The organism is Marinobacter sp. G11, from assembly GCF_021282325.1.
Lineage (GTDB): Bacteria > Pseudomonadota > Gammaproteobacteria > Pseudomonadales > Oleiphilaceae > Marinobacter > Marinobacter vinifirmus.
This window is the reverse complement of the sequence record NZ_JAJSPB010000014.1, coordinates 47800-64545: the sequence shown is the minus strand read 5'-3', so window position 1 is coordinate 64545 and position 16746 is coordinate 47800. Positions and strand designations below refer to the sequence as shown.

12 protein-coding genes and 1 tRNA gene are annotated in these 16746 nt (G+C 58.6%); 10 read left to right on the top strand and 3 right to left on the bottom strand.

The genetic code is table 11. From position 1 onward, the window contains the following. Nucleotides 1-24 precede the first annotated feature (24 nt). The 4 genes from LWH94_RS10725 to LWH94_RS10710 all read left to right on the top strand — a co-directional run bounded on the left by LWH94_RS10725 (nt 25) and on the right by LWH94_RS10710 (nt 5817). A complete protein-coding gene (locus LWH94_RS10725; RefSeq protein ID WP_269802564.1) occupies nt 25-525 on the top strand; it encodes a CinA family protein in 501 nt (166 codons plus the stop codon). 124 nt (nt 526-649) lie between these two features. After that, the gene (recA, locus tag LWH94_RS10720) at nt 650-1693 is read left to right on the top strand and encodes a recombinase RecA (protein ID WP_058341159.1); all 1044 of its coding nucleotides are present in this window, start codon (nt 650-652) and stop codon (nt 1691-1693) included. Nucleotides 1694-1715: 22 nt separating this feature from the next. Continuing rightward, nucleotides 1716-2177 (top strand): flavodoxin family protein, encoded by a 462-nt coding sequence (locus tag LWH94_RS10715; protein ID WP_199457251.1) that lies wholly within the window; start codon nt 1716-1718, stop codon nt 2175-2177. 166 nt (nt 2178-2343) lie between these two features. After that, entirely contained in the window at nt 2344-5817 is a 3474-nt protein-coding gene (locus LWH94_RS10710; RefSeq protein ID WP_232902205.1) for an EAL domain-containing protein, read from the top strand. A gap of 16 nt (nt 5818-5833) precedes the next feature. On the opposite strand, the gene LWH94_RS10705 is transcribed toward LWH94_RS10710, so the two are convergent. Continuing rightward, nucleotides 5834-6211, bottom strand: coding sequence for a PilZ domain-containing protein (locus tag LWH94_RS10705; RefSeq protein WP_036219667.1), 378 nt, complete (start codon nt 6209-6211; stop codon nt 5834-5836). Between the two features lie 236 nt (nt 6212-6447). On the opposite strand from LWH94_RS10705, the gene LWH94_RS10700 reads away from it, so the two are divergent. The 3 genes from LWH94_RS10700 to LWH94_RS10690 are packed head-to-tail and all read left to right on the top strand — an operon-like array spanning nt 6448 to nt 11141. Beyond that, nucleotides 6448-8856 (top strand): Lon protease family protein, encoded by a 2409-nt coding sequence (locus tag LWH94_RS10700; RefSeq protein ID WP_232902204.1) that lies wholly within the window; start codon nt 6448-6450, stop codon nt 8854-8856. Nucleotides 8857-8894: 38 nt separating this feature from the next. Next, on the top strand, nt 8895-9515 hold the full coding sequence (fixJ, locus tag LWH94_RS10695; RefSeq protein WP_058341163.1) for a response regulator FixJ: 621 nt from the start codon (nt 8895-8897) through the stop codon (nt 9513-9515). 51 nt (nt 9516-9566) lie between these two features. Then, a complete protein-coding gene (locus LWH94_RS10690; RefSeq protein ID WP_232902203.1) occupies nt 9567-11141 on the top strand; it encodes a response regulator in 1575 nt (524 codons plus the stop codon). Nucleotides 11142-11145: 4 nt separating this feature from the next. On the opposite strand, the gene LWH94_RS10685 is transcribed toward LWH94_RS10690, so the two are convergent. Continuing rightward, entirely contained in the window at nt 11146-12018 is an 873-nt protein-coding gene (locus LWH94_RS10685) for a MaoC family dehydratase (RefSeq protein WP_232902202.1), read from the bottom strand. A gap of 177 nt (nt 12019-12195) precedes the next feature. Here LWH94_RS10685 and LWH94_RS10680 point away from each other — a divergent pair, with 177 nt between their 5' ends. Both LWH94_RS10680 and LWH94_RS10675 read left to right on the top strand, forming a co-directional pair. Next, nucleotides 12196-13227: an AraC family transcriptional regulator gene (locus LWH94_RS10680; protein ID WP_232902201.1), complete on the top strand. Its 1032-nt coding sequence runs from the start codon at nt 12196-12198 to the stop codon at nt 13225-13227. A gap of 118 nt (nt 13228-13345) precedes the next feature. Next, nucleotides 13346-13422, top strand: a tRNA-Asp gene (locus tag LWH94_RS10675). 52 nt (nt 13423-13474) lie between these two features. Here the strand turns inward: LWH94_RS10675 and LWH94_RS10670 are convergent. Continuing rightward, nucleotides 13475-14518: an AraC family transcriptional regulator gene (locus LWH94_RS10670; RefSeq protein WP_232902200.1), complete on the bottom strand. Its 1044-nt coding sequence runs from the start codon at nt 14516-14518 to the stop codon at nt 13475-13477. Between the two features lie 138 nt (nt 14519-14656). Between LWH94_RS10670 and LWH94_RS10665 the strand changes: the two genes are divergently transcribed. Next, on the top strand, nt 14657-16720 hold the full coding sequence (locus LWH94_RS10665) for an NADPH-dependent 2,4-dienoyl-CoA reductase (RefSeq protein WP_022989388.1): 2064 nt from the start codon (nt 14657-14659) through the stop codon (nt 16718-16720). Nucleotides 16721-16746: the final 26 nt, after the last annotated feature.

The window sequence follows — 16746 nt, the reverse complement described above, 5'->3', positions numbered from 1 at the left end:
GGCAACAGAAGCTTGGAGACGGCTATGCAAGCAACCGATCAGCAAATGGAAACCGCCGGCAATGCGCTGGGAGACTTGTTGATGCAGCAAGGCAGAACCATGGCCACCGCTGAAAGCTGCACCGGTGGCTGGGTGGCCAAGGTGCTGACAGACAGGGCGGGTTCCTCTGCCTATGTGATGGCCGGGCTGGTGACCTACAGCAACGAGGCCAAACAGGCCATTCTGGGCGTGGAAGAAAAGGCGCTGGCCGAACATGGCGCTGTCAGCGAACCGGTGGTGCGCCAGATGGTGGCCGGTGCCGTTCGCGCCACCGGTGTGGATGTGGCCGTGGCCATCAGCGGCGTTGCCGGCCCCGGCGGCGGCAGCGTGGAAAAGCCTGTGGGCACGGTATGGTTTGCCTGGGGTACCGGCCCGGACAACACGCAAACCCGTGTTCAGCACTTTGACGGCGACCGGGAACAGGTACGCCGGCGATCGGTTTTGTATGTGTTGCAAGGGGTTACGGAGTTTCTGAAAACACTGTGATGTTTTTCACCCCGGCAGGGGTTGGTCTGTGCCAAGGCTTATGTTTTAATACTGTTCAAATATACAGGAAAACACTGGATACACCTCCGGTGTCGTCATATCGAATAGTGAGGGGCAGGTAACAATGGAAGACAACCGCAAGAAAGCACTCAGCGCAGCACTGGGCCAGATTGAACGCCAGTTCGGCAAGGGCGCCGTGATGAAAATGGGCGACCAGCCCCGTGAAGCCATTCCTGCGGTATCCACCGGCTCCCTGGGGCTGGACGTGGCCCTGGGTATTGGTGGCTTGCCGTATGGCCGGATTGTAGAGATCTACGGCCCGGAAAGCTCCGGTAAAACCACCCTGACCCTGCAAGTGATCGCCGAAGCGCAGAAAGCCGGCAAAACCTGTGCCTTCATCGACGCCGAGCACGCACTGGACCCTATCTACGCTGAAAAACTGGGCGTAAACGTCGACGACCTGCTGGTCTCCCAGCCGGACACCGGCGAGCAGGCCCTGGAAATCGCTGACATGCTGGTACGCTCCAATGCCATCGACGTCATCATCGTCGACTCGGTAGCGGCCCTGACTCCGAAAGCGGAAATCGAAGGCGAAATGGGCGACAGCCACGTAGGCCTGCAGGCCCGTTTGATGTCCCAGGCGCTGCGTAAGCTGACCGGTAACGTGAAGCATGCCAACTGCCTGATGGTGTTCATCAACCAGATTCGTATGAAGATTGGTGTGATGTTCGGCAGCCCAGAGACCACCACCGGCGGTAACGCCCTGAAATTCTACTCTTCCGTACGCCTGGACATCCGCCGCATCGGTGCGGTGAAGGACGGCGACGAAGTGGTAGGTAACGAAACCCGCGTAAAAGTCGTCAAGAACAAGGTGTCGCCGCCGTTCAAACAGGCCGAGTTCCAGATCATGTACGGCAAGGGCATCTACCACATGGCCGAAGTTCTGGACATGGGTGTGAAAGAAGGCTTCGTCGACAAATCCGGTGCCTGGTACGCCTACAACGGCGACAAGATCGGCCAGGGCAAGGCCAATGCCTGCAAGTTCCTGGAAGAGAATATGGACATCGCCAACGAAATCGAAGCCAAGGTTCGTGACAAGCTGATGCCCAAGCCGGTGAAGAAAGAAGCGGCAGAAGCGCCGGTGGAAGCGAACGGTGAATTGCTCTAAGTAAGACCCCGGGAGGCGTTACATGAAGCGACTGTTGATAGTAGCCCATGCACCGTCTCCCAATACCCTGCGGTTACGGGAGTCCGTGGAAAAGGGCGCCCGTAACCCGGATATTGAAGCGGTGGAAGTGGTGGTGAAAGCGCCGCTCGAAGCCGGCCCCGAAGATGTCCTCGCCTGCGACGCCATCATCCTCGGCACCACCGAAAACCTCGGTTATATGTCCGGTGCCCTCAAAGACTTCTTTGACCGTAGCTATTACCCCTGCCTGGAAAGAACCCAGGGCCTGCCTTTTACTTTCTATATCCGCGCCGGCCACGACGGCACCGGCACACGCCGCGCCATAGACAGCATCACCACTGGCTTGCGCTGGAAGCTCATCCAGGAGCCCCTCCTGTGCCGGGGTGACTACCAGCCCGAATTTGCCGACCAGTGTGAAGAGCTGGGGCTGTTTGTGGCGGCCAGCCTGGATGCCGGAATTATCTGAAAACCCCGGCGCAACGGCGTTTAATTGCTGCCGGCCACCGCCGATAGGCGAGGAGGGCTATTCGGTAACAAGGAAACAACGGAATTGGCTAAAATCAACTGCTAGTATTCAGGTGCTAGTAACTTGTTAATTTCTCCTTACTTCCGGGCGACAACAAAGTTTTTTCATGCCACAGCCAACTCGCGACCTCAGGCTCCAGGCCTGCTTACTGATTCTCTTTCTGTGCGGCCTTCAGGCCGGCGTCCTGGCATTAATTATCACAGCCTTCCCGATGGTGCCGATGCCTCAGAGCCTGATGCTTACGGCAGAGGGGGCGCTGGCGATTATTGCCGGTGCAGGGGCAATGACTGCTATTTTCTTTCGAAAGCGCCTCTGGCAACTCGCGTTCGGGATAATGCTGGTGGGCCTGGGTGCATACAGTCTGGGCCACAACCTACTGGATAGCGGGGACGGCTCAGCGGTGTCGCTGCTCAGTGGACAGTCCCGGCTGATGAACCTGCCTGCAGTCGCCGTGCTGGTGCTGGCCAGCGTATCTCTCATCGGGCTGCGCGGGGCAGCAGGGCGGTTGTATGCCTTGCTGGCCGGTTGTTTTGGCTTGGCCATTGGCTCCTATGCGGTGCTGGAGAATGTCCGCCCGGGCCTGTTGGGTGCTCCGGGCGGTCTGGTTGAAGGTTTTTCGCTGATTGCCGGGTTGTTCTGCCTGGGGTTTGGCATCGCGTTGATTATCCTGGCCCAGCTCAATCCCAATAAGCCGTTCATGCTGCGACGAGACGGCGTAGTTGCTGGGGTGGCTGGCGTATTTGGCACGTTTGTGTTGTCGGTCATTGCCAGTTGGGGCACCCATGAAGAGCGACACCACATCGCCCGCTCTACCATTCAGTACTATGCCAGCGAGCTAAAACTGGAGTTGCAGTCCTCCGTCGCGTTGATTGATCGGCTGGCCAACCGGTGGGCGTCGTTGGGCTTTGAAGTGCCTGAAGCTCTCGAGCAAACCGAAACGCGCTGGTATTTCAAAGATACGCCGGCCCTGAAGTCCCTGGTGTTGTTCCGGGATGGTCGGTCTCCGGTGTGGCGGCGGAGTCGTAACCCTGAGGATCTGCTGTGGGTGATGGATCAGACCGTCAACCCGGAAGTGTTGGGTTGGGTTCGCAAAGCGCGCGACGAACGGTTGGCCAGCGCCTGGATATTCCCGGACCCGGCTAAGCCGTTTTCGGCGATCGCCCTGGTGCGGCCAGACCTGAATTCGGGTGCGTATTTCCTCGCGGTATTTGATGTGGCGGAGTTGCTGGCGCTTGAATCATCCAGGGACTATTACGATTTCGAGATCCGGCTTGAGGGAGCGGACAGCCCGGCTGTGGAGCGAGCTATTGCACTTCATCACCTGGAACATGAGGTTTACGAGCATGTGCCAGTAAACATTCCCAACGGCCCGGACCTTGTGCTCAGTGCCACGGCTGGCCCGGCATCGGTACTTTCTCTGCGGGGAATGCTGCCGCCGGCACTGTTTGGTTTCGGGCTGTTGATGAGTTACATGCTGATTATGGGGCGCAGCCTGTTGGGCTTGCAGAAACGGCAGGCCAGGGAAATCAACGTGGCAGAGCAACGCTTCCGGTCGTTGTTCTCCCAGTCGCCGGATGCAGTGTTTGCCTTCGACCGCGAAGGGGTTTACCAGGCGGTTAACCCGGTAGCCCAGAAGATCGTGGGTTTTACCAACCGGGATCTGGGGGTTACCCGTTACCAGGATGTTCTGACTCAAGGCGCTATGGATGAGGCCGACTTTGTTGTGTTTGATACGGCCTTTCAGAATACCGTGGCAGGCCATCCTCAGACCTTTGAAGTGGCCTTTCTGAACGCCCTGGGCAAACGCAGGAACTATGAATGTGCGTTTGTTCCGATTGTGGTGGATGCAGGGGTAGTGGGTGTCTTTGCCTTGGTGAAGGATGTAACCGACCGGCACCAGGCACAGGAAAACCAGAGGATTCTGCAGCGCAGCCTGGAGTCCAGCGAGAACGCTGTGGTGGTGGTTGATGTGCGGGAAAGCCACATGCCGGTGGTGTTCGTGAACTCTGCGTTCACGGCCATCACGGGATATTCCCGCGAGGAAGTGATCGGAGCGCCGGTAAAGCAGCTCACCGGCCCGGAAACCGAAGAGAGCGATATGGACGCTATCTGGACCGCGGTTCGGTTTGGGCGTGCAGCCAGTGTCACCTTGAAAAGCTATCGTCGGGACGAAACGCCGTTCTGGAACCATGTCGCGCTGGCGCCAGTGAAAGATGACGATGACCGGGTTACCCACTTTACCGCCATCATGACCGACATCTCGGAGAAGAAAGAGCAGGAAAACCGACTTGCCTATCAGGCTACTCACGACGTGTTGACCGGGTTGGGTAACCGCAGCCTGTTTGAAGATCGGCTTACTCACGACGTGGCGCTGGCCCAGAGGAATGATCAACAGCTGGCCGTGCTGTTTGTAGACCTGGATGAATTCAAGCCGATCAATGATGCTCTTGGCCACAAAGTGGGGGACGGCCTGCTGATCAGCATTGCCAGGCGGTTGGAGCTGGTAACCCGGCCGGAAGATACGCTGGCCCGTTTTGGAGGCGACGAGTTTGTGTTGCTGTTACCTGACCTGACCTCCCCGGCCCAGGCTGACGAAGTGGCAAACCGGATTCTGGATAGCATTGCGGACCCTCATCAGGTGGGCAGTCATGAACTTTATATTTCTGCCAGCATCGGCATCAGCTTGCTGGACAAGCAGTCCACCGGGCCGGAAAAGCTGATTCAGCAGGCTGATATGGCCATGTACAAGGCCAAGCAGCAGGGGCGTGATACCTATGTGGTGTACTCCGAAGACCTGGATTCCAAGCTGTCCAAGCGTGTGGAGTTGCGTAATGAATTACAGGAAGCCATCAAAACCGGCCAGCTGTTCCTGAATTACCAGCCCCAGGTGGATCAGGACGGTCACCTTTGCGGCCTGGAGGCGCTGGTTCGATGGAAGCATCCGGAGAAAGGCTTTATCTCACCGGCAGACTTTATTCCCGTAGCCGAGGAAACCGGCCAGATTGCCCACCTGGGTAAGTGGGTAACCACCCAGGCGTGTAAAGATGCACGGCGGTTGCTGGAGATGGGGCTGCTGAAGGGCCGTATGGCGGTGAACCTGTCGCCGCTGCAGTTCCACCGCCCGGGCTTTTTGACGGTGCTCAGGTCGATTCTGGAAGACACCGGTCTTGCACCGGAACACCTGGAGCTGGAGCTGACCGAAGGCATCCTGATGAAAGACAGCGAAGGCGCCATTGATATCCTCAATGCCCTGAACGACATGGGGGTTGCCACGGCCATTGATGATTTTGGCACCGGTTTTTCCAGTTTCAGTTACCTGAAAGACCTGCCGGTGGACAACATCAAGATCGACCGCAGCTTTGTAGACAACGTCACCACCAACGAGAAAGACGCGGCGGTGTGCAAGGGTGTGATTACCCTCGCCCGGGAAATGGGGCTGAACGTGGTGGCCGAAGGCGTGGAAACCCAGGAGCAGTTTTGCTACCTGAAGAGCCATGGTTGCGAGAGCTTCCAGGGCTACTACTTTGCCCGGCCCATGGTGTTCGAGGACCTGGTGCAGTGGATTGGTAGAACCGGGTAAGCGGGCAGGCGGTGGCCTAGCCGGCCAGGCGGCTGTAAAAGCCTTCAATGCGTGACAGGGCGTTGTCGACGGCCCGGGAATAGCGTTTCTGGTCCAGGCAGTAACTGAACTGAACGCTCACCCGGAAGCCGGTGCGCCATGGCTGGCAGCGGACCACCCGGGCCGCCACGCGGGGTTCGTTAATGTATTTGCCGCGGATTTGCAGGTACAGGCGGGCGCCGGGTTCGACCGGCCGGGGGCACTGAACCGCCATGCCGTAGCGGTTCATATCCAGGCAGTTCACCGCCACCGGGTTCTTGCCACGGCCAAAAAAGCCGCGTTCACTGAGCTGCACGTTCAGGCAGGTGGCGGGAAACCGTTCCTTGATTCGGCGATCTGAGGGCTTACTTGCCATGGCTGCATCCACTGTCTTTTTGTCTTTGTTGTTTCCGGAAGCCATCCGGACCCTCAAGTGTAGCCAGCACCGGGTTGTCTGAAAATTGATCAACATGAAAAGTGTGACTGGCGTCTCACCCGGCAGTTGCTCCGGCCTGATCGGATAAAACCGGAACCGGTAGGCGACAGTCTGTCTGGCAAACACTACAATGGCGGGTTCAAAACCATTCAAAACGATGTCGACGGGAAGCAAACTTGAAGTCATTGCCGCTGCACCAACTCTACAAATCCTGTGTTCTGAAAGAGCTGCCATTCAAAACCACCCGGCAACTGGAGCCGCTGGCTGAGATCGTCGGCCAGAACCGTGCCCAGGAAGCCGTGCGCTTCGCACTGGCCATGCCCCACGGTGGTTACAACGTGTATGCGGTAGGCCGGAACGGGTTGGGCAAGCGCACCATGATGCTGCGCTACCTGGAGCACCATGTAGACACCGAACAGCAAAGCCATGACTGGTGTTACGTGGCCAATTTCGAAGAGCCCCGTAATCCGAAGTTGCTGAAGCTGCCCTCTGGCAAGGGCACCCAGCTGAAGCAGGACATGGAAAAGCTGATGGCCCGGCTGGTGAAGATGATTCCCCAGACCTTCGAGGGCGACAGTTTTCTGGAGCGCGCCGAGCAGCTGAAGAACGACTACGTCAAGCTGCAGGAAGACGAACTCGAAAAGGTGGCCAACCAGGCCAAGCGCAAGAAAGTGCGCCTGACCATCAGCACCCCCGGCGGATACCGGCTGGTGGCTATGAATGGCGAAGAGCCCCACACGGCGGAAAGCTTCCAGGCCCTGACCCAGGAGCAGCGGGACAAGTTCGAGGAAGTCATCAACAAGCTGGAGAAGAAACTCCGGCAGGTACTGCGCAAGCTGGCAGATTGGGAGCAGGAATACGCCGAGAAACAGCAGGCCCTGAACCAGGAAACCCTGGAAGGCATCTCCGGCCACCAGATTGACGAATTGAAAGACAAGTATAAAGAGCTGCCAGACGTAACGGCCTACCTGGAAGCGGTGCGCAAAGACCTGGCTGAAAACCTGGATATCTTCCTGGAAGACGACGAAGAACAGGCGGCCATTGCCTATGCGTCGCTGGACAAGAAAACACCCCGCCGCTACATCGTGAATGTGCTGGTACACCAGACCAGCAACGAAGTACCCGTGGTGGTGGAAGATAACCCCACCTACCACAATCTGTTCGGTTACGTGGAAAACGTCACCTACAAGGGCACGGTGTTTACTGACTTCTCGCTGATTCGCCCCGGCAGCCTGCACAAGGCCAACGGTGGTTACCTGCTGATGGATGCCATCAAGGTACTGGAGCAGCCCTTCGTGTGGGATGGCCTGAAGCGGGCGCTGCGCTCCCGTACCCTTCAGATCAACTCCCTGGAGCGGGAACTGACCCTCTCCGGGACGATTTCCATCGAGGCGGAATCGGTGCCGCTGGACGTGAAGATTGTGCTGTTCGGGGACCGCGAAACCTGGATGCTGCTGCAGGAATACGATTCCGAGTTTGCCGAGCTGTTCCGGGTAACAGCGGACTTCGAGAATGAAATGTACCGCACGGCGGAAAGCCAGCTGCAGTACGCCAAGTTTATTGCCAGCCTGGTGGTGGAAAAGAAACTGCTGCATTGCAACACCAGGGCGGTGGCCCGGGTAATCGAACACAGCGCCCGTATGGCCGACCACCAGGACCGGTTATCGCTGCATGCCGCGGATATTGCCAACCTGCTGCGGGAATCGGATTTCTGGGCCCGCCAGGCCGGCGCCCGGCTGATTACCGAGGTGCACGTGGAACGGGCGCTGGAAAGTGCCCGTTACCGCAGCAGTCGCATTCGTGACCAGTTCTACGATTCCATCCGCGACGGCACCACGCTGGTTACCACCTCCGGCACCTGTGTGGGGCAGGTGAATGCGTTGTCTGTGCTGTCTACCGGCGGTTTCGAGTTCGGCTTGTCTAACCGGGTAACGGCAACCTGCTACTATGGTGATGGTGCCGTGATGGATATCGAGCGGGACGTAAAGCTGGGTGGCAACATTCACTCCAAGGGCGTGATGATTCTCAGCTCCTGGCTGGCGTCTTACTTTGCGGTGAACGACCCCATGCACCTGTCTGCCAGCCTGACCATGGAGCAGAACTATGGTGAGGTAGACGGCGACAGCGCATCGCTGGCAGAGCTGGTGGCGCTGATCTCGTCGTTGTCCGGTGTGCCGGTGCGCCAGGACCTGGCCATTACCGGTTCAGTGAACCAGTTTGGCGAGGTGCAGCCCATCGGCGGTGTGAACGAGAAAATTGAAGGCTTCTTTGCCACCTGCGAGCTCAAGGGCGGTTTGACCGGCACCCAGGGTGTGATCATTCCGGAAACCAACGTGCAGAACCTGATGCTCGACAGTGAAGTGGTGCAGGCTGCGCGCAATGGCCAGTTTGCGGTTTACCCGGTAAGCCGGGTGGAAGAGGCCGTTACCTTGCTGCTGGACAAGCCCGCCGGCAAGGCGAATGACAAAGGCCGGTATCCCAGGCAGAGTGTTTTTGGCATTATTCAGCAGCGGCTTGAGAAAATGCGGGAACACGAGCGGCAGGAACACGCGCGGGACGAGCACAAAGACCCGTCCATCCACTGACCGGGACCATAATAAAACGGACAGGAGAATAGAGATCCATGACTGATATCCAGCAAACTGTGTACGTGGTAGAAGACGACGAAGCCGTCCGCGACTCCCTGGAGTTGTTGCTGAAATCCGATGGCAAGCCGGTGAAGACCTACGAAAGCGCCAACGCCTTTCTGAAGGACTACTCCGATAAAATGGCCGGCTGCATTGTGCTGGATATCCGTATGCCGGGTATGGACGGCATGGAGTTGCAGAAGAAGCTGAACGAAAAGCATTCGATTCTGCCCATCATCTTTGTGACCGGTCACGGCGACGTGCCGATGGCGGTAGACGCCATGAAAGAAGGCGCGGTGGACTTCATCCAGAAGCCGTACCGGGAAGAAGCCCTGCTGGAAAAGATCGAGGCGGCCCTGGAGCAGGACCTCGAGCAGCGCAAGACCCTGGACGAAAAACAGGAAATCATCCGCCGGGTGAAAAGCCTGACCCCGCGGGAAGCCGAAATCATGGACCGCATGATTGCCGGCCAGGCCAACAAGGTGATTGCCATCGAGCTGGAGATCAGCCAGCGCACCGTGGAAATCCACCGTTCCCGGGTTATGCACAAGATGGGTACACATTCCCTTGCACATCTGGTGCGTATGGTTCTGTCCGTAAAGGACCTTATCGACTAAGCCGGTTGCTGTGGTCATCATGCCAGAACGTTTATAACCGGCCACGCTTGTATGACTGAAGTTGTCAGTGAGAACTCAGAGGTGACGGTCCTGCTGGTTGATGACAACCCGCAGAACCTGAAAGTCCTCTACGAGACCCTGAAAGACAAAGGCTACCGCCTGCTGATTGCCAACGAAGGCGAGAAAGCACTGGACCTGGCCCACCGTCACCACCCGGAAGTGATCCTGCTGGATATCATGATGCCGGAGATGGATGGCTATGAGGTGTGCGAGCGCCTGAAGGCCGATCCGGAAACTGCCGACATCGCCGTGGTATTCCTGTCCGCCCTGGACGACCTGCAGGCCAAGGTGAAGGGTTTTTCCCTGGGTGGGGCCGATTACATCTCCAAGCCGTTCCAGTCTCTGGAAGTGATCGCCCGGGTGAAAACCCATGCCCGGGTTATCCGGCTCGAACGTGAGCTGCAGGCCCGTAACCGGGAACTGCAGGGCGACCAGACCCGCATTCTGGATTCCATCAGCGAAGGCATCTACGGGCTGGACGAAAACGGCCTGATCGAGTTTGCCAACCCGGCTGCCGCCGCGATTGCCGGCCGCCCGGTAGAAGACCTGATCGGCAAATGTTTCTTTGACCTGCACTTTGCCACAGCTGACGAATGCCGTGACAGCCTGCCGGTGATGGCGACCTGTAACAAAGGTGTGCCCGAACACCAGCGGGATATCCAGATGCTGCGAGTCGATGGCAGCAGCTTCCCTGCAGAATACCGGGCCACCCCGAAGCTTGATGGCGATGAGCTGCATGGCGCTGTGGTGGTGTTTCACGACATTACCGCCGAGCTTGAAAGCGAGAAAGCCCTGGAAGAAGCCCGGGAGCTGGTGCAGGAGCAGCGCGATCAGCTGGCCCACACCTCCCGCCTGACCACCATGGGCGAGATGGCCGCCGGTTTCGCCCACGAGGTAAACCAGCCGCTGACCGCGATTTCCAACTACGCCCGGGTTTCCAAGCGCATGATGGCCAAGGACGAGCCTGACCTTGAGCTGCTGGGTGAAACCCTGGATAAAATCGATGCCCAGTCCCACCGGGCCAGCGAGATTATCCGCCGCATCCGCCGCTTTATGAAAAAGCCTGCCACTGGCAAGGAAGAATTGTCGGTGCCCGAGCTGCTGGAGGACACCCGGCAGTTTGCCGAGGTGGACATGCGCAACAACGAAGGCGGCATTGAGGTGCGGGTAGACGACGATCTGCCGGGTATACTGGCAGACCCCATTCAGGTGCAGCAGGTGGCCCTGAATCTGATCCGAAACGCCCTGGAGGCAACCCGCAGTGCCGGATCGTCCCAGCCTGTGGAGGTTTCAGCACGGCGTTGTGGCGAGCAGTGTGTTCGGGTAGAAGTGCGTGACCACGGTGTCGGTGTGCCGGAAGAAGCCGAGGATAAGCTGTTCCACCCGTTCTACACCACCAAGGAAGATGGTATGGGCATTGGCCTTGCTACCTGTCGCTCGCTGATGCAGGCCCAGGGTGGCGATATCGGGTACCAGCGCCCGGAGGAAGGCGATGGTGCCTGTTTCTGGTTTGTGTTGCCCATTGCAGGCGCCGAGGGCGCACCCTGCACCCCCGACGAAGCCTGACCCCTTATAGCCAGTCTATGCGCCCGGTAAGGTGGGGCGCGTCTCCCTTGGCATTCAGAATCTGATAGTCCCAGCCGTCTGCCCCGGTGCGCCAGTTCAGCTGCGCGGTGCCGGGCAGGAACAGCGGCTTCTTGAACTGGCAGCTGACCTTCACGGGCCCTGACTGCCAGCCTTCCTGTTGTTCCAGCAGTGCCAGCGCGTGGGCCTTGCTCCACATGCCATGGGCAATCGCACGCGGAAAACCGAAAGCCCGGGCGCTCAGGGCGTGCATGTGAATAGGGTTACGGTCACCGGAAACCTTCGCATACTGCCGGCCGATGCTTTCCGGCGCCTTGATGGCTTCAGAGAACGGGTAATGGTCCAGTTGCGGCGGATTCTTGCTGCCTCCGGAAGCTCCCTGGCCGGCCATCCGGAACAGGTTGGTGCTGGTTTCTTCCCAGATCAGCTTGCCGGCGGCCCGGGCTTCGGTAATCAGGTCGAACTCCATGCCCCTGTCTGTGCGCCGCTGGTTGCCCAGCGTTACCCGGATATCCAGGTTTTCGCCGGCACTGACCGGGCGATGCTGGATGATGGTGTTGCGCAGGTGCACCAGCCCCAGCAAGGGCAGGGGGAAGGATTTTTCCGTCAGCAGCTTCAGGTGCAGGGGAAACGCCAGGATGTGAGGCCAGGTAATAGGGGCCCGGGAGCCAGGCTTGAACCCGCATATGCGCTGATAGGTTTTCAGGGCCGGAGTGTTGGTGGCAATCCCCAGCAGGTCTGCCTGCAGGTCCGGAATGCGGGTTTGCTCGCCCGGCTTGTGTTGTTTGGGCAGCAGGGCCTTGCCATACAGTGGCAGCAAGGCCGGCGGTGCGCTGTGGTAGACCAGTGAATCCGGCATTAAGGCTTTCTCCCGATTATTAATGGTTTCAGGTACAACTGTGCGTGCGTGGCCTGATATGCTCTAATGTACGACGAAAGTCTGGCAAACCCGGCCAGAGGTGGCATTGACCCGGCGTGCTCCGGACCCTGTCCGGTGGGTCAAAGTGGTAACTGATAAATAAAAAAGCGGGACTCTATGCAGGAACTACGTGATGCGGGCGTGATGCTGCGCCTGATTTATGAGGCGATGAAGAAAAAGGGCATTGATACCAATGCTATTTTCAGCCGTCTGGGTGTAGATGAGCAGTATGTTTATACCGATCAGCTCCGAACTCCCCACAATGCCCAGCTGTATTTCTGGCAGGCGGTTGAAGATGTATCCGGCGATGAAGATATTGGCCTGCACCTGGGGCCACTGTTGCCGGCCTACAAAGGGCAGGTGCTGGAATACCTGTTCCTGAGTAGCCCCACCTTTGGCGAAGGTCTTCGCCGGGCCCAGAACTATCAGCGCCTGCTGAGTGATGCGGCCAATACCGATTTCTTTGTGGAAGGCGACGAAGCCTGCATGGTGCTGGATGCAGCCTCGGAAGAAGTCAGCCGGCTGCGGCACTTCAACGAGTGTTTTGTGCAGGGCTTGATTACCTTCTTCAAATCCATCACCGATGGCCGTTTTTATCCCTCCCGCATCGAGTTCGAGCATGAGCGGGAAAAAGGTATCGACCACGCAAAGGAAGTGCTCGGTTGTGATGTGGTGTTCGGCGCCCGTGAAAACCGTCTGTACTTCCCGGTGGAAATTCTGTCCTATGCCTCGCCCCATGCCGAGCCGGAACTGCTGGCCCTGCACGAGCGTTTTGCCAGTGAGCAGGTAGCGAGGCTCGAGAAGAAAGACATCGTAGGGCAGGTGGAGCGGATTATTGCCGAGCTGCTGGACAGCGGTGAGGTGACACTGGATGCGGTGGCCGAAAGGCTGGGTATCAAGCCCAGAACCCTGCGCACCCGGCTGACCGAAGCTGAAACCAGTTTCAACCAGGTGCTGGCGGATTTCCGCTACCGGCTGGCCCGACAGCTGCTGGCAACGACCGACGAGTCCATCGACGAGATCGTGTATCTGACCGGTTTCTCCGAGCCCAGCACGTTTTACCGTGCGTTCAAGCGCTGGTCTGGCATGACGCCGATCGAGTACCGTAAAACCGCCCAGACCAAGGATGTGATGGTCGACGCCATGTAAGGCGGTTTTCTGAAAATCTGAAAAAAGTTCTTCAAAAGCGTTGACATAAACGGGGGCGTCTTTATAATGCGCCCTCGTTGTCACAGAGCAGTCGCAAGACAGCTCAGGCACGCCGCGCGGAGCGGTAGTTCAGTTGGTTAGAATACCGGCCTGTCACGCCGGGGGTCGCGGGTTCGAGTCCCGTCCGCTCCGCCATTTATCTCCTCCCCCTTGTTTTCGATATCCCCTTTTTATTTCCAGCTTTTTCTCAGCTATCTGACCTGATTTGTTTTCGCCGTTCGCCCGGGCTTGTTCCGTGCCAGCGCTGGTATGCCTTGTGAAAGGCCGGTGGGTTGGCAAAGCCCAGCAGCCAGGCAATTTCCGCCAGTGATGTATCGGTTTCCTTCAGGTAATCCTCTGCCAGTTGTTTGCGGGTGTCGTCCAGCAGTTGCCGGAACCCGGTACCCTCGGCGCTCAGTTGCCGTTGCAGGGTCCAGGCCGTGGTGCCCAGCCGGGCAGCGAGTGTTTCCAGCGTAGGCGTTTCACCCCGCAGCAAGGGGGTTAACAGGTGGCGCACCCGGTCGGCCACGCTCCAGCCTTTGCGGATTTGTCGCAGTTCCCGTTCACAGACTCCTGACAGCTTCTCGTACATGCCCTCATGGGCCTGGGTCGGGCTTTGTTGCCACACGCTTTCCTTGAAGCGGATGGCGTTCTCCCGGGCGCCGAACTCCACCGGGCAGCGAAACCAGCTTTCGAACACGTCGTCCAGGCTAATGGATGGATACTCTATCCATACCTTTTCCAGCACGTCGTAGCGGCCGGTGATATGCCGGGCCAGTTGGGTCCATGCGGCCAGTATGGAATCCACCACAAAGTAGTTGTACGGGTTGTAGGGCTGGATCGAGTAGAAGCGCACGGTACGCTGCAACTCATCGACCGAGGGTTCGCCCCGGGAGTTCTGGCTGGTGAGCAGGGAATAGCGAATCAGGCTACGGAAGGCCTGGCTGACTGAATTTGCACATTCAGCGGCCAGTCCGGCCATGCCGGCGTCCACCGGCCGAGTCAGGGCGCCCATGCGCAGGCCCAGGGCGGGGTTGCCGGTTGCGGTGATGGCAGCATGGCCAAGACGCATAAAACGGGGGATGCTGATGCGGGCATCAGCCGAGGCCAGTGCAGCATCATCTAGCCGGAACCTGGCTTTCAGTTTGTCGATATTGCCGCCTTCGGCCTCGGTTGCGCGCAGCAGTACTGCCGCATACAGCAGGCTGATATCGCCGAGGGCGTTATGTTTTGGGGTGTTAGCTTCAGGCATATCGGTATTATTGCTGTTATCCAGAGATAATAAAATGTTTGGTTTGGATATTGTTGGCGCCTTCGGTGCTGGGTAGTGTAGGCCCATAACAACGGGAGCCTCGACATCCCGCCTGATAATCCGATGAGGAGCACCGCAATGACCGCAACACCTGGCACCAGCAAGTACCCGCACCTGCTTGAGCCCCTGGACCTGGGCTTTACCAAACTTCGCAACCGTACGCTGATGGGCTCGATGCACACGGGCCTTGAGGAAGTGAAGGGTGGCTTCGACCGGCTGGCGGCATTCTATGCCGAGCGTGCCCGTGGCGGCGCCGGGTTGATTGTGACCGGCGGCATCGGCCCCAACAGCGAAGGCGCGGTGTTCCAGCACGCGGCCAAGATGAGCACCGAGGAAGAGTCTGACAAGCACAAGGTGATCACCCAGGCCGTGCACGAGGCCGATGGCAAGATCTGTATGCAGATCCTGCACGCTGGCCGTTATGCCTATTCTCCGGAGCTGGTAGCGCCCTCTGCCATCCAGGCACCCATCAACCCGTTCAAGCCCAAAGAACTTGATGAAGCGGGTATCCAGAAGCAGATTGACGACTACGTGAACTGTGCCGCCCTGGCCCAGCGCGCCGGCTACGACGGCGTCGAGATTATGGGCTCCGAGGGTTATTTTATTAACCAGTTCATCGTCAAACACACCAACCACCGTACCGACCAGTGGGGTGGCAGCTATGAAAACCGCATTCGCCTGCCGATTGAAATCGTGCGCCGTGTGCGTGAGCGGGTGGGCGAGAACTTCATCATTGTGTACCGCCTGTCCATGCTGGACCTGATCGAAGACGGCAGCACCTGGGAAGAAGTGGTGCAGCTGGCCAAGGAAATCGAAAAAGCCGGCGCCACGATTATCAATACCGGTATCGGCTGGCATGAAGCCCGTGTGCCTACCATTGCCACCTCGGTACCCCGCGGTGCCTTTACCAAGGTAACTGCCCACCTGAAAGGCGAGGTAAGCATTCCGCTGGTAACCACCAACCGGATCAACATGCCGGATGTGGCCGAGAAGATCCTGGCCGAAGGCGATGCCGACATGGTCTCCATGGCCCGGCCGTTCCTGGCGGATGCCGAGCTGGTACTGAAAGCAGCCGAAGACCGTGCCGAGGAAATCAACACCTGCATCGGCTGTAACCAGGCCTGCCTGGACCATACCTTCAGCGGCAAGCTCACCACCTGCCTGGTGAACCCGCGCGCCTGTAACGAAACCCTGCTGACCTATGTGAAAACGGCTCAGCCCAAATCCATCGCGGTGGTGGGTGCCGGCCCGGCAGGCCTCGCCTTTGCCAGCGTAGCCGCAGAGCGTGGCCACAAGGTGACGGTGTTTGATGACGGCAGCGAGATCGGCGGCCAGTTCAACGTGGCCAAGCGGATTCCGGGTAAGGAAGAGTTCTACGAAACCCTGCGTTATTTCCGTGTGATGCTCGACAAGCACGGCGTGGATGTCCGCCTGAACACCCGGGTCAGTGCAGACGACCTGAAAGCCGGTGGCTTCGATGAAGTGGTTATGGCCACCGGTGTCGAGCCCCGCACCCCGGATATCGAAGGTATCGACCATCCGAAGGTGATCGGCTACCTGGATGCCCTGATGGGTCGCAAGCCGGTGGGCCAGCGTGTCGCGGTAATCGGTGCTGGCGGTATCGGCTTTGATGTGTCCGAATTCATCGTGCATCAGGGTGAATCGCCGTCCCTGAACACCGAACACTTTATGAAAGAGTGGGGTGTCGACCTGACCGTGGCGCATCGTGGTGGTATTCAGGGCGTACAGCCGGAAGTACCGGCCCCGGCCCGTGAGGTGTTCCTGCTGCAGCGCAAGGCTTCCAAGGTCGGCAAGAACCTGGGCAAGACCACCGGCTGGATTCACCGTACATCTCTGAAGAACCGCAATGTGCAGATGGTTCCGGGTGTGTCTTACCGCAAGATTGACGACGAAGGCCTGCACATCACGGTTACGCCCAAGGGCGCGGAGCAGGGCGAAGACAAGCTGCTGCCGGTGGATACCATCATCGTGTGTGCCGGCCAGGAGCCGTTGCGCGAACTGCAGGCAGGCCTTGAAGCCGCAGGCCTGCCGGTGCACCTGATTGGTGGTGCCGATGTCGCCGCCGAGCTGGATGCCAAGCGGGCGATTGATCAGGGCAGCCGCCTGGCAGCGGAGATCTGATCACAAATCGTTGCAGTTTTTCTCTG